Source organism: Flavobacterium azooxidireducens (genome assembly GCF_023195775.1).
In the GTDB taxonomy this organism is placed as follows: Bacteria; Bacteroidota; Bacteroidia; order Flavobacteriales; family Flavobacteriaceae; genus Flavobacterium; species Flavobacterium azooxidireducens.
In genome coordinates this window covers 2436584-2451617 of the sequence record NZ_CP096205.1, presented here as the reverse complement: position 1 = coordinate 2451617, position 15034 = coordinate 2436584, and the positions used below count along the sequence as shown (strand labels likewise).

Sequence of the window (15034 nt, the reverse complement as noted above, 5' to 3'; positions counted from 1 at the left end):
CAAAAAGTGGAAGTAAGAAATAAGACTTAGCGAATGGCTGAGGAAATTGTTTTTAACTGCGGTGGACACAAGGGAAGTCACAGAGGAAACTATAACAATTCACATTTTATATAGCATATGAATTCGGTAGATATAACAGATTCTCACCGATTTTGATACCTCGCTATAAAAGGGTTTTCACCAATTTAATTTTAATTGTGGAATAGATTAGTACTGTAGCTGAGTTTGATTGTTTTACCTACATCAACTTCTCGATGCTGTCATTACAAACTTAAAACTGAAAATAAATAAACGGTTGCGGTCCTGCAGAAGCCGTGGCATACACAATCCAATACACAAAAGCCAACACAACTGCTTTTCCAATTAATGGCGTAGCATCAAAACCTTTTTGAAGTAATTTAATAAAATTGTTGGGAAGAAAATGCCACACAAAACCAATGGCAATCAATAAAAAAACATTTTGATATCCCTGAGCAATAATCATCCATTGGTTTGGGTTAAAGGTAAGCTCACCAATATTTTTCATAATTTGAAACGCCGTTTGAAAATCTTTTGCTCTAAAAAACAACCAACAAAACGCCACAAAATGAAACGTCAAGAAAATTTGAATCGTTCGCACGAAATAGTTTTTAGGCAACTTGATAAAATTGCCAAAGAATCGTTCTACGGCTAATGCCAACCCGTGTAAAACGCCCCAAAATACAAACTTCCAGGAAGCTCCGTGCCACAAACCACCCAACAACATCGTGAGAAACAAATTGATATAGGTTCTGAATTTTCCTTTGCGGTTTCCGCCTAATGAAATGTATAAATAATCTCGTAACCAAGTGGAAAGAGAAATATGCCAACGTCGCCAAAATTCTGTTACCGAAGCGGATTTGTATGGTGTTCTAAAATTCGGCGGCAACCAAAATCCCATCAGCAAAGCCAAACCAATTGCCATGTCGGAATATCCGGAAAAGTCGCAATAAATTTGAATCGCATACCCATACGAAGCCATTAAGTTTTCAAAGGCTGTGTAACTATTTGGTGCATCAAACACTCGATCCACAAAGTTGATGGAAATGTAATCGGATATCACGGCTTTCTTTAACAAACCACCAATAATCAAGAACAAAGCCGCATTAAATTCTTCTTTCGTGAGATTTAATCGTTTATAAATCTGCGGAATAAAATCACTCGCACGAACAATCGGTCCCGCCACCAACTGCGGAAAGAAGGAAACGAAAAACAAAAAGTCCATAAAACTCTTGGTGGGTTCGAGTTGCTTTCGGTACACATCAATCGTATAACTCAAGGTTTGAAAGGTGTAAAACGAAATTCCGACCGGAAGAATAATATCTTGAAATTCAAAATTTCTATCAAAAAGTAAATTAGTATTATCAATAAAGAAATTGGTATATTTAAAATATCCCAACAATCCCAAATTCACAACCAAACTGACGATTAGATAGAATTTTCGGTAAAAATTATTCTTTTCTTCATAAATTAATTTCGCAATAGCATAATCCAACACCGACGAAAAAATAATCAGTAAAAAGAAAATACCGCTTGATTTATAGTAGAAGAAAAGGGAAAAAGCGACCACATACGCAATTCGAAGTCGATGTGTTTTTTGAGTAAGAATATAAAAGAAATAAAAAATAAGGAACAATCCCAAAAACAACGCACTGTTGAACAACAATGGCTTTTGTGGGTCGAACACAAACCAACTCTGCACCTGCTCCCAAGTGATATTTCCTATGTTCTGATCAATCCATTGATTGAAATTAAAAAGCGGTATCACTTGCCTGGTTCGGTGTTATAATTTTGTAAAGCCTGTAAAAAAGCTTCGGTTAACAATTGGCCTTGTTTTTCGTAACCTGCTTTGGTATAATGTACTCTATCAGCTGCAATCAACCCTTCTTTTGCCAGCTGATTGATTCCAAAAAGACCCCCAAAATTGGTAAACATATCCCAAACAGCAAAATTTCTCACTTCTGCTTCAGCTAAAATTTGTTTGGTATAATCAGCTACAAATGTATTGGGAAATTTTCGTTTAAATTGTGATGGTGGTGGTGTTGTAATTAAAAATGTAACCCAAGGATTTTTAGCTACAATCGATTCCATCATCAAATTCAGTTGAAAAAAATAATCGGCTGTTACCAATTTATCAAAACTTTCATTTGTACCTAATGAGATAATTACCAAATCAGGATTTAACGTTTTTATCTGTTCAAAAAATAGCGGAAATTTGTTGTAATCCGAACATTTTGCTCCGTTTACGCCGATGGTATGGTAAATAATTCCTGGATTATTGTTTTCCAAAACCAATCCATTTAAAGCAAAATCGGTTTGGTCAAGGGCCGGAATAAGATAGATTTTATGTAAAAGTGAATCCGATTCAAACGAATGAAAACCTTCTTCCTTTTTCGTTTCAAGCGGAATAAATTCGGAACGTTCCACCACTCTTTTCTCCATTTGATTGGACGGAATTTTCAAGGTTTTTCCCGCTCTGATGTTATTGTTTTTTAATCCGTTTGCCGATTTGATGGATTTAATCGTTACATTATATTTATCTGCAATCACAGATAAACTCTCACCATTTCGAATTTTATGGACGATGTTTTTAGGAATATCCGATTCCAATTTTATGATTTTGGAAGCCAACGCCACTTCAAACATTTTCTGGTTGTTGGGCGTAATAATTTTTAGTTTAGAAAAACCACTTTCTTTGCTTTTCGCATTCATTTCGATGGCGAAACCTTTGTTTTTGGTAAACAACGCAAAACCGCTTAGACCAACCGGATTTCCGTTATCGGGATAAATATTTCGCTGACTTTCCCATGCTTCATTCGATGAAAAACGAATATCACTTGGTCCGTTTGTTTTGGCTAAACTGTATGGAAAAACAAATCCGCGACCGCCGTCACCAAAATTTTGTTGTAAGTTTTGACGAAATTTTCCTGAAAAAAAATCAGCTTGAATGTGCGAATCACCAATGTGAACGATGTTTATTTTTCCGCTTTTTTCGGCTTGAATTTTTTTAATCTTTTCGAAGATGGGATGTAGTGCTTTTTTGTTTGTAATTTCATTGACAGCAATAACAACCTGCGTTGTATCAACCTCAACATACAACGAATCCGTTTGAGCAGAAACGTCAAAATTCAACATGAAAACAAAAAGAAAGCAAAGGGATTTATTGAGCATTAGCCGTTGTCGTTTTAGATGAAACGGAATCTACAGCCGCTTTATTGGGTGTTATTTTTCTATTTTTTCGCATTTCTTTGTATTGAGCATAACCTGTTTGAATTTGCTGATACAACAATCCGGCCACTTTTTGTGCTCCTTTGTAATTAAAATGCGTATAATCTTTTGCTGCTAAGGCCGGAACTTCCTCTTCCACCCATTTGGTCATTGAGCCGTCTCCACCCATGGCTTCAAACAAATTGAAATAGCCTGCTTTTGATTGCACGGCATATTTTCGTTGAGCCAAGGTCAACGGAACAACAGCCGAATCGGTTTTCATTTCCAAATCATATTTCGTGGCTTTGTCTGCGGTGGAAATTACCAAAACGGTTACACCCGGAAAACATTGTTTTAAATGATTTACAACTCGGGTCATGCTTCGTTCATACCAATCATAATTGTAGGAACCGTAATTCAATACATTGGTTCCGTAATGCAAAATGATTAAATCATAGTCAAAACGTTCTTGAAATTGGTTCATCAACTTCACATTAAACGTTGAAATAGGCAAACCGGAATTCCCTCTGTTGGAAAAATTATCCACGTGAACGCCTTTTCCATCATCAAAATTAAACCCGTAAATCGGAATCGAATCAGCTACGTTGAAAGATGCTTTGAAACTTTTTACAGCCGAATTTGAAATCGCTAATGTGTTGAGCAATTTGTCCGGACTTAGTTTTTTTGCAATGGTATCTTTTCCAATTTTTACAATTAGTTCTCCTTCATAATTAGCTGAATTTCCATAAAACAAGGTTGGATTATTCAATTCAGAAGTATGCACACCATGACCTGCTTTGTATTGCACCCAAGGATTGGAAAGCGTGTCATTGGCAAAAAAAACATGTCCGTTTACACCAAAAGGTTTGAGTGGACGTTTAACTTTGAGATACGATTGTGTTTTCCAATTACCGGAATATTGATGTGAAACAGAACTTCTGGAACCGGCCGATTCGGAAGTGATGGAAACAAATCCCACTCCTTTTCCACCGTACTTCGATTGAAGTGAATTTCTAAAATCTTGTACAATCATATCGCCATCGGTCATGGAATCGCCAAAATAGGCAATTCGGATATCGCCTTTTTGTTCAGTCTCTAATAAATATAGTTTTTCGAAGAACGGAATTAAAAACTGAAACCCTTTGTATTGTTCATATTCTTCGGGTGGAAAAGTGATGCCATCAATTTGTTCGAAAACAATTTTTTTTCTGCGGAAAGTATCTACGGTTTTTTCAGCTTTGCTTTCGCTTTTTTCATCTAAGGCAACTGCTTCTAATAAAATACTATCTACTACAACATTTTTGGCAGATGGTTTCGATTCAGAAAAAATACGTTTAGGTAGTGTCTCCTTGAAAAAAAGAAAGCATACGGCAGAGATAAAAATCACTGCTACAGTTTGAAAAAAATAAGAAATTTTGTTGCCCACAACTACCTAAAAATAGAGTGCAAATGTATTAAATTCTTAACAAAAAAGATAGCCTATCTTTCACTGTTTTTTATATAAATTTTACCACATAGAAACATAGATAAAAAGTTAGGGATAGCCCAATTTTTGGGTTCACATAGCTATGCTCTTCTATAATTGAGTGAAACGACTTTCTCTATTCATAAAAATCTATGTTTCTATGTGGTTAAAAAACTAATTACATCAATGAGTTTAATCACTGTCTAAACCAAAAAAGACAGCCTATATTTGACTGTCTTTTTATATATAAATTTATGCTTTTTTACATTCTTTCAGGTACTTCAATTCCTAATAAAGAAAAAGCAGATTTTATGGTTTCGCCCACTTTTTTAGACAATTGCACTCTGAATTTTTTCAGGTTTTCATTGGTTTCCGGTAAAATAGGCACGGCTTGGTAGAACGAATTATATTCTTTTACCAATTCATACGTATAATTGGCCACTAAAGCCGGACTGTATGATTGAGCGGCGTTTTGAATGAGTTCCGGGTAAGATTCCAATAATTTCATCAGTTCTTTTTCTTTTGGATGTAAAGAAATTTCGTTTACTTCTTTAGAAAAATCGAAGTTAGCTTTTCGCAAAATCGATTGAATTCGGGCATACGTATATTGAATGAATGGTCCGGTGTTTCCAGCGAAATCAACAGATTCTTCAGGATTGAAAAGCATTGATTTTTTGGGATCTACTTTCAACATAAAATATTTTAAAGCACCCAATCCGATGATTTTATATAAACGTTGTTTTTCCTCATCGGAATAACCGTCTAATTTTCCTAATTCTTGTGAAATTTTAGCGGCGGTTTCGGTCATTTCTATCATTAAATCATCAGCATCTACGACAGTTCCTTCTCGAGATTTCATTTTTCCGGAAGGCAATTCTACCATTCCATACGACAAATGATAAAGGTTTGCTGCCCAATCAAAACCGAGTTTTTTCAGGATAAGAAACAATACTTTAAAGTGATAATCTTGCTCATTTCCAACCGTATACACCATTCCGCCCACATCAGGGAAATCTTTTACCCGTTGAATGGCGGTTCCGATATCTTGTGTCATATACACGGCTGTACCATCTGAACGAAGCACAATTTTTCGGTCTAAACCATCTTCGGTTAAATCAATCCAAACTGAACCGTCCGGATCTTTCTCGAAAATTCCTTTATCCAAACCAAATTGAACGACTTCTTTTCCTAACAAATAAGTGTTTGATTCGTAGTAATGACTGTCAAAATCAACACCTAAATTTTTATAGGTTTCATTAAAACCGGCATACACCCAATTGTTCATGGTTTTCCAAAGTTCGATAACTTCGGGTTTACCGGCTTCCCAATCGAGCAGCATTTGTTGAACCTCAGCTCCTATTTTACTAAATTGGTTAAAATATTCGTTTTTAAAATACTTCTTAAACTCTGAACGACAAATATTTAATAAAGCAAACTCATTATTATTCAATAATTCCTCTTCATACTTTTCCTTTAACAGCTTTTGAAAATCATTGCTCTTTGAAAATTCCTCACAGCTCTCATCTATAAACTTATTATTTGAGCTATTATTAAACCATTCAGTATATTCACTTTGAAATTCTTTTTCAAACTTTACATAATAATTCCCAACCAACTTATCCCCTTTCAAACCGGTTGATTCAGGTGTTTGACCATTTCCGAACTTTTGCCAAGCCAACATTGATTTACAAATATGAATTCCTCTATCGTTAATGATTTGGGTTTTATAGACTTTTTTACCGGAAGCTTTGATGATTTCGGCTACCGAAAATCCTAATAAGTTGTTTCGAATGTGTCCTAAATGCAACGGCTTGTTGGTGTTTGGCGAAGAATATTCTACCATCACAGCCTTTTCAGAATTGTTTTGTAGAACAAATCCGAAAGCCGCATCATTTTTTATCGATGAAAAGAAATTGATGAAATAATCATCTGAAATGACAATATTTAAAAAACCGGAAACAACGTTGAATTTTTCTACAATAGTAACATTTTCAACTAAATAGGTTCCAATTTTATTTCCAATTTCTATTGGGTTTCCTTTTATCAATTTTAATAAAGGAAAAATAACTACAGTGATGTCGCCTTCAAAATCCCTACGGGTTGCTTGAAATTCTATCTTTTCGACAGTTATTTCAAACACATTTAAAACAGCCTCTTTAATGGGCTCGTTAAGGATTTTTGCAACGTTCATGATTGTATATTTTAAGGTTGCAAAGATATATAAAAGTAAAAACAAGACAACTTAAAAGCATTTCAAACTTTGGAAAATATCAATTTATGTAATGATTTGATACTAAATGGTATTGCATAATAAAATTCCGAATACAATATCGTAAGAATTATCATTAAAAATTTACAAATATATGTATTTCATCGACTTTATTTGCATTTAATCGATAAGTATCATTTAATTTGCAGTGTCAAAATTCAATTAATTCTTGTTCACCCAAATTTAAAAACATGAAAACGAAATTACTTTATTTACTGTTGCTAATTCCATTAGTAGGAATTTCTCAAGCCATTACAGTAAACACTACCACTCACACCGTGCCGGAATTAGTAAGCAACGTACTTTTAAACTCGCCATGCCTATCTGTGACAAATGTGAACTGGAGAACGGGTACAAACTTTGGATCTTCCAACGGAATTGGTTACTTTGAAAACAGTAATCCAAATTTTCCAATGCAAAGTGGTGTTATTCTGAGTACCGGTAATGTTATGAATGCAGTTGGTCCCAACAACAACCAACAAGATAATGGATCGAATGCATGGGGCGGAGATAATGATTTAGAAAACATATTGGCAGATGCGGGTATTTCGATGACATCTGTAAACGCAACTGTTTTAGAATTTGAATTTACAGCCTTATCGCCTTATTTCGATTTTGATTTTCTATTTGCTTCAGAAGAATATGGTAATTTTCAATGTTTGTTTTCTGATGCTTTTGCTTTTTTATTGACAAATTTAAATACAGGCGTTACTACAAATTTAGCTGTTGTTCCCGGAACAAACACGCCTATTTCTGTTGTAACCATTAGAGACTTTTTATATAACTCTGGATGTCCATCTGAAAATCCAACTTATTTTGGATCGTTTAACGGTGGTGCTAATGCAGGAGCTTCTGCAACAAATTTTAATGGACAAACAGTTGTGATGAATGCATCTGCAACTTTAGTTCCAAACACACAATATAAAATTAAATTGGTTATTGCAGATCGAATTGCTCCACAGGCAGATTCTGCGATTTTTTTATCAGCTAATAGTTTTAATATAGGTCAGAACGTTTTAGGGAACGATTTAACTATTGCAAATAATACAGCATTGTGTAACGGTGAAAGTTATGTTATTCAAAGTGGATTAAATCCTGCTGAATACACTTTTGAATGGAGAAGAAATGGATCCATTTTACCTTCTGAAACTAGTGCTAATTTAACTATTACTCAACCGGGAACTTATCAAATAAGTTATTCGAATATTTTATTTCCATGTCAAACGGTAACAGACAGTGTTGTTATTCAATATAATTCAGAATTAAGTATTCCTAATCCGATTGCTATTTTAAAATGTGATTCAGGCTTACCAACTTACACTTTTAATTTAGGAATAAATACTCCAATAGTAACAGCTGGCATAAGCGGAGGAACAACCGTTACTTATCATACAACTTTGGATCATGCAACTAATTCAACCAACCCGTTACCATTATCTTATGCAAGTGCTGGAAATGAAACTATTTATGTAAGAGTTCAAAGAAATAATACATCTTGTTTTGCTATAAAATCATTTGAATTATTGGTTACACCAGCTCCTATTGCTCATCAACCACAAGATTATGTTGCTTGTGCTCTAATTACAAGCCCTACCAGAGGACGATTTGTATTTAACACACTTATAGATACGATTTTAAATGGGCAATCATCAGCACACAATCAAGTAACTTTTCATACAACAGAAGCCAATGCAAATAACGATGCTAGTCCGTTAAATATTAATGCATATAATTCAATTCCAAGAACAATTTATGTGCGTGTACAAAACACGAGTGATTCAAGCTGTTATAGTGTTACTTCATTCAACTTAATAGTTGCCAATCTTCCAGTGGTAGATGTGTTAGAAGATGTAATTGTTTGTGACAGTTATATTCTACAAGAGCTTGTGAATGGTTTATACTACACTGGTCCAAACGGAACCGGAACGCAAAAATTTGCGGGTGATGTTATTACAGAAACACAACGAATCTATATTTATCGTTTGGGAGAAGAAGTACCGGTTTGTCCTAACCAAAGTAGTTTCATGGTAACCATCATTGATCCTAATGATATTTCGTTAGGTGGTGGTACATATTGTGGAGGTTTTGCTTTAATGGGAGTTCCTTTTGGAGGGTATTATAGCGAACCTAACGGAGGCGGCACAGAAATAAACCCAGGAACATTGATTACAACATCTCAAACAGTTTATTATTATTTTATTTCTACAGAACCACCATTTTGTTCGATAAGTATTGGAATAGATTTAGTAATAATTCCAAATCCAATTGTAGACACATTGCCAAATGTATTTGATTGTACGTCCTACACGTTACCCACATTAATAAACGGTAACTATTATGATGCACCCAATGGCGGAGGTAATCAAATTGCTGCTGGAACAGTAATTACAGAAACAACAACATTATATATTTATAATCAAAACGGAATTTGTAATAACCAATCTACCTTTACTGTTTACATAGGATTAGAAGCACCTGAATCAACTACAGTATGTGTTCGTTATACATTGCCAAGTTTACCAATTGGTGGCTATTTCACAGGACCAAATGGAACGGGAACTCAAATTCCTGCCGGAACGCATATTACAACATCACAAACAATTTATGTTTATGCACAAAGTCAATCATTACCAAATTGTACGGATAACTTAAATTTTACAGTAACCGTTACACTACCTGAAATTCAAGTTCCGGATGTAACTACGGCTTGTGGAATATATTATTTACCTGAAATACCATTAGGAAATTATTTCACCGGACCAAACGGAACAGGAACGCCATTGGCTGTTGGTCATGCAATAGATTCATCAAGAACAATACACATTTATTTGAATAACGCAAATGGATGTCAGAATTCAGAAAGTTTTCAAGTAACTGTGATAGCTGTGCCGCAAATAGATTCAAGAGCAGATATTGATGGATGTAATCAATATGTTTTAACCAATATTGATAATGGTAATTATTTTACAGGTCCTAATGGAACAGGAGAAATGCTTCAAGGTGGCCATATAATTACAAGCTCACAGCTTATATACATTTTTGCTGAAGCAAATGGATGTACAGCAGAAACAAGTTTCCAAATTAATGTTTATGAATTTCAAGCTGATAGTTTGCCTAATGTAACGGTGTGTGATAAATTTGTTTTACCTGCCTTAACAGGAACTAACAGGTATTATACAGACGTTAACGGCCCTCATGGTTTTGGAACTGAAATAGCTCCTGGAACAGAAATTGTTACATCACAAACAATTCATATTTATAACGAAAATCAAATTAGACCTGGTTTTTATTGTCAAGATCAAACTAATTTTGACGTAATTGTAAACGTGACACCGATTGTGCCAGCAATAGCAAATGTGAATGTTTGTAATTCATATGTTTTACCTACACTTACTGTTGGAAATTATTTCACCGAACCAAATGGTGGGGGAACACAAATTGCAGAAGGAACAGAATTAACTGAAACACAAACTTTGTATGTTTATGCTGAAACGGCTACAAATCCAAATTGTTTTGACCAAGAAAGTTTTACAGTTACCATCTTTAATGTAGATGAATTAGATGATGTGACTATCTGTTCAAGCTATGTTTTACCAACTTTAACAACCGGAAGGTTTTATAACGGACCAAATGGAACGGGCGGTCAATTAGCTGTTGGAAGTTCAATAACAACTTCTCAAACGGTTTATATTTATGCTCAATCAGGATTTTCTCCTAATTGTTCAGACGAAAGTTCTTTTGAAGTAACTATCATTCCAACTCCTGTTGCAAATGCAGTTCCGGCTGTAAATAGAACAGTTTGTGATGAAGATGGAACAAATGATGGCGTTACTAATTTTACACTTAGTGACTTAAACAGTTTCGTTTTGGGAACTCAAACAGGAACAGAATTTACAGTTGCTTATTATCCAACCTTAGCTGATGCAACAGCTGGTACAAACGAAATAACTGATACCACATTACAAACCGTTTATGTGCGAGTGAACAACACACTTGCTCCAGACTGTTTTGATATACTTCCTATCTCAATTATTGTGCACAAAATTCCGGAACCAACTCCGGTAGGTGGAATTGTTTGTGTGGAAAGTGAAACAGGTAATTTATTGAATCCTTTTACAATTGTGAGTGGATTATCATCTTCAACGCACACCTTTGAATGGTATTTAGATACTACTTTAATTGCAAATGCAACAGGAAGTACACTTCAAGTTTCAGCTCCGGGAATCTATAGTGTGATTGCCACAAGCAATGCCACAGGTTGTTCATCTGAGCCAACTCAGGTTGAAGTTTTAGCTTCTGAACCGGCTGCAATTGATTTTACTGTTAGTATGGCGTTTAGCTCTACCAATTCCATTACAATTAATGCAACGGGTGTTGGTGGAAATTATGAATATTCATTAGATGGTGGTGCGTTTCAAGATAGCCCAACTTTTGATAATGTTTCTTCCGGAACACACATAGTTACCGTGCGTGATAAAAATGGTTGTGGTAGTGTAACAGACGAAGTATTAGTGATAAATTATCCTAAATTCTTTACACCGAACGGAGATGGATATAACGAAACTTGGAATATTGTTGATTTAGAAGAACAATTAAATGCAGTGATTTTTATTTATGATCGTTACGGAAAATTGCTTTCACAAATCTACCCTTCTAAAAATGGATGGGACGGATTTTATAACGGAGCTGCTATGCCTTCAACTGATTACTGGTTTACTGTGAGCTATGAAGAAAATAATCAAACCAAAGAATTTAAATCTCACTTTTCATTAAAGAGATAGTTTTATATTGTTTTGTTGTTTAGAAAATCAGACCTTCCTCGTGAAGGTCTTTTTTTTTTGTTAAATACTGTAACAAAAAATACTATTTACAGTCTACTAACTTTAAATGATAAACGTTTGTTAAATTAAAACAATACATAGTACTTTGTATTGCATAATAATAAAAAACGAATATCTTTGCATCATCAATCAAAAAAATCAATCAACATGAAAATCAAATTTACTTTAATGTTATTTGTTTGTGCCGTCACTTCAGTATTTGCACAGACAGCCACCATTAACGGAAAAGTTTTAGACAAATCCAACAACTCTTCTATCCCCTACGCTACCATTGTTATAAAAATGGGAGAAAACGTTATCACAGGAGGAATTACCGATGAAAAAGGTGAATTTTCTATTGATAAAATTGCCTACGGAAATTATGATTTTGAAGCACAATTTATTGGCTATAAATCACATTCTTCCAAAATTATTGTGAAAACAAAAAACTTAAATGTGGGAACAATTTATTTATCAGAAGATGCTATGTCACTCACAGAAGTTGAAGTAGTAGGCGAACGCACCACTATGGAACAAAAAATAGACCGAAAAGTAATCAATGTTGGTCCAGACTTAATTAATGCCGGTCCCACAGCATCCGATATTTTAAATAACATTCCGTCTGTGAGTGTTGACTCTCAAAACAATACTGTAACCTTACGAGGAAATCCGAATGTGCAGATATTTATTGACGGAAAGCCTTCTCAAATGTCTGCTTCCCAAGCATTACAGCAGATTCCATCTACTTCGATTAAGCAAATTGAATTGATTACCAATCCTTCGGCTAAATATAATCCGGAAGGAATGAGTGGAATTATCAATATTATTTTAAAGAAAAATTCGAATTTGGGTTTTAATGGAAGTATTAATGCCGGAACAAATTTTGGTGTAACGCCAAAAGCAAATGCTTCTTTGGATTTGAATTACCGTGTAAATAAATTTAATTTTTATACCACCTATTCGCTTAATCACGGAAAATGGAATAACAAAGGTTTTATTAATACAACCGATGCGTTGGATGCAGATAATTCTAATCGCTCAGAATTTGTGATTAACAATTTCAATAAAAATCATTTTGTAAAAGCCGGTATCGATTTCTATTTGAATGAAAAAAATACAATTTCGTTCTTCACTAATCAAAATATGAATAATTCTGAAGGAGATTTTTATAACAAAATTGATTATTTCTCAGGAGTTAATCCAACCATTGTTCAAAACAATATAGCATTAAATGAAAGCAGAAATCAAGTCTATAATTTAGGTTATAAATATGAATTTGAAAAACCTCAAAAAACATTTGACGTAGAACTTAATTACAACCGCAACGACAGACCGGAAGACAGTGTGTTTTTGGATGGCAACAATAATCTATTACAAACAAACCAAATTGAAACATTGGGTCAAAACGTAATTGTGAATGTTGATTTTGTAAATCCGCTAAACGACAAAACCAAATTAGAACTAGGTTTAGAAAGCCGTTTTGACGGAACAGACAATACTTTTGACCGCGATTACGCCTATTTCTCCGATTTTGATTATAAAAGAAGTATTCAAAGTGCTTATGCCAATTACGGAAAACAATTAGACAAATGGAGCTATCAAGTGGGTATGCGTTTAGAAAGTTTTCAGGTAGAAGCAAATTTTAGAAGAGTGGATGAAAATCCGGGACAATTTAAAGATGATATTTTAACGGTATATCCTTCTGCGTTTTTATCGTATGTTCCAACAGAAAAAAACACGTTTAATTTAAGTTATTCCAGAAGAGTTGACCGTCCTAATTTAGGTCAAGTGAACCCTATTAGAAATTGGAGTAGCCCAACGATTGATCAAGAAGGAAATCCGAACTTAGAGCCGCAATTTACAAATTCTGTTGAGTTGAATTATACGCGTATAACAAAAATTGGAGCCATTACCTCCGGTGTGTTTTTTAGATATATTAACGACCCGATTAATCAAGTATTTATTCAGAGTCCGTATGATGAAAACAAAAAGTTAATGACTTTTGACAACTTTGAAAGCACAACAGAATATGGTATTGAGGCTTCTGGTAATTTGAATTTAAAAAAATGGTGGAGTGTGAATTATGGTGCAGATGTTTATTTTAGAAATGCTACGGGCGTTGTGGAGGATATTAATAGAAATTTAGTTGAAAAAACGGTTTTATCCACTCCGTTTAATGCTAGAATGAATCACACTTTTAAAGCGAATAAAAAATTAAACTTTACTTGGTTTGCTATGTACAGAGGTGGTGTAGAAGATATTCAGTTTAGCAACAAAGTAATGTGGAAAACCGACATAGCCGCTCGTTATTCTATTTTGAATAATCAAGGCTCAATAAGTTTGCGTGTAAACGATATTTTTAACACGATGAGAGCTCGTTTTTACGGCGAAAATCCGGATGTAACTACCGGACAGTTTAGATGGGAAAGCCGAATGGTTAACGTGAATTTCAACTACCGTTTTGGTTCCGGAAAAAACAAAGCGTTGCAACGCAAACAACGTGATCAGAACGAAACGCAAGGTGGCGGAATGTTTTAAAAAAATTGGTTTTATATATATTGATTTAGTTAATCAGCAAACCCGGAGTAGAAGTACTTCGGGTTTTGTGTTTTGTAAAGTTCTTGTTATTATTTTTGCCCTTTTTTTTAAGAAGTCGGCTCTAGAACTTAATAAATATCCATAGTGAGTCTTTCCATTATGCTCCATTTATCTTTGTTTTTTTTCATTACTACAACTTCCCCATATATGAAAGTATTTGTTGTTAAGTGAGTTCTAAATTTTCCAATATAAAAAATGACAATATCACATTTTTCAGTATATAATGGTTTCGATATTATATAACTGTAAGCTATTTGACTCTCCGAAGTATAGTTTCTAACTGTATTAGACTTACTAATTTCAGTAAAATCAACCATCGAAAAATCAAGTTTTTTAAAATCTTTTTTACTCCAAACTTTGTCTATTCTCTCATTTGCATATTTTTTATACAACCAATCAATATCATCTTTTTCCAAAAAGATGCTTCCTAAATAAGGATATGTACCATTTGTTTTTTGCAAAGAACCATACTTTTGTAGCCTATCTATAACCGTTTTATTGTCTGGAGCAATTGTTTTGTCTATTATAATAAAATCAGTATTCTCCTCTTTTTTTATAAAATCAACAACAGGTCTATTCTTGTGCACAGAACAAGAGATCGATACTACTGTAATAGCTAATAAAATAAAATGTTTTTTAAAATTCATAGATTAGTAA

General features: G+C 34.1%; 7 protein-coding genes. 2 read left to right on the top strand and 5 right to left on the bottom strand.

Features of this window, described 5'->3' with window-relative positions:
* Positions 1 to 271: 271 nt before the first annotated feature.
* The 4 genes from M0M57_RS10660 to argS all read right to left on the bottom strand — a co-directional run bounded on the left by M0M57_RS10660 (position 272) and on the right by argS (position 6881).
* The gene (locus M0M57_RS10660; protein WP_248433011.1) at positions 272 to 1786 is read right to left on the bottom strand and encodes an MBOAT family O-acyltransferase; all 1515 of its coding nucleotides are present in this window, start codon (positions 1784 to 1786) and stop codon (positions 272 to 274) included.
* Entirely contained in the window at positions 1783 to 3189 is a 1407-nt protein-coding gene (locus M0M57_RS10655; protein WP_248433010.1) for a LysM peptidoglycan-binding domain-containing protein, read from the bottom strand. Before M0M57_RS10655 ends, M0M57_RS10660 begins: the two co-directional genes overlap by 4 nt.
* A complete protein-coding gene (locus M0M57_RS10650) occupies positions 3179 to 4612 on the bottom strand; it encodes a GDSL-type esterase/lipase family protein (protein ID WP_248433009.1) in 1434 nt (477 codons plus the stop codon). Before M0M57_RS10650 ends, M0M57_RS10655 begins: the two co-directional genes overlap by 11 nt.
* Before the next feature lie 340 nt (positions 4613 to 4952).
* Positions 4953 to 6881, bottom strand: coding sequence for an arginine--tRNA ligase (gene argS, locus M0M57_RS16765; RefSeq protein ID WP_248433008.1), 1929 nt, complete (start codon positions 6879 to 6881; stop codon positions 4953 to 4955).
* A 269-nt stretch (positions 6882 to 7150) separates the two neighbouring features.
* On the opposite strand from argS, the gene M0M57_RS10640 reads away from it, so the two are divergent.
* A complete protein-coding gene (locus tag M0M57_RS10640; protein WP_248433007.1) occupies positions 7151 to 11740 on the top strand; it encodes a T9SS type B sorting domain-containing protein in 4590 nt (1529 codons plus the stop codon).
* Positions 11741 to 11947: 207 nt separating this feature from the next.
* A complete protein-coding gene (locus M0M57_RS10635) occupies positions 11948 to 14317 on the top strand; it encodes an outer membrane beta-barrel family protein (RefSeq protein ID WP_248433006.1) in 2370 nt (789 codons plus the stop codon).
* 128 nt (positions 14318 to 14445) lie between these two features.
* Here the strand turns inward: M0M57_RS10635 and M0M57_RS10630 are convergent, their stop codons facing one another.
* Positions 14446 to 15024 (bottom strand): hypothetical protein, encoded by a 579-nt coding sequence (locus M0M57_RS10630; protein WP_248433005.1) that lies wholly within the window; start codon positions 15022 to 15024, stop codon positions 14446 to 14448.
* Positions 15025 to 15034 lie beyond the last annotated feature (10 nt).

Coding starts and splice junctions, on each gene's coding strand:
- M0M57_RS10655 (WP_248433010.1), bottom strand. CDS start 3,189: ATGCTCAATAAATCCCTTTGCTTTCTTTTTGTTTTCATGTTGAATTTT.
- M0M57_RS10635 (WP_248433006.1), top strand. CDS start 11,948: ATGAAAATCAAATTTACTTTAATGTTATTTGTTTGTGCCGTCACTTCA.
- M0M57_RS10640 (WP_248433007.1), top strand. CDS start 7,151: ATGAAAACGAAATTACTTTATTTACTGTTGCTAATTCCATTAGTAGGA.
- M0M57_RS10630 (WP_248433005.1), bottom strand. CDS start 15,024: ATGAATTTTAAAAAACATTTTATTTTATTAGCTATTACAGTAGTATCG.
- argS (WP_248433008.1), bottom strand. CDS start 6,881: ATGAACGTTGCAAAAATCCTTAACGAGCCCATTAAAGAGGCTGTTTTA.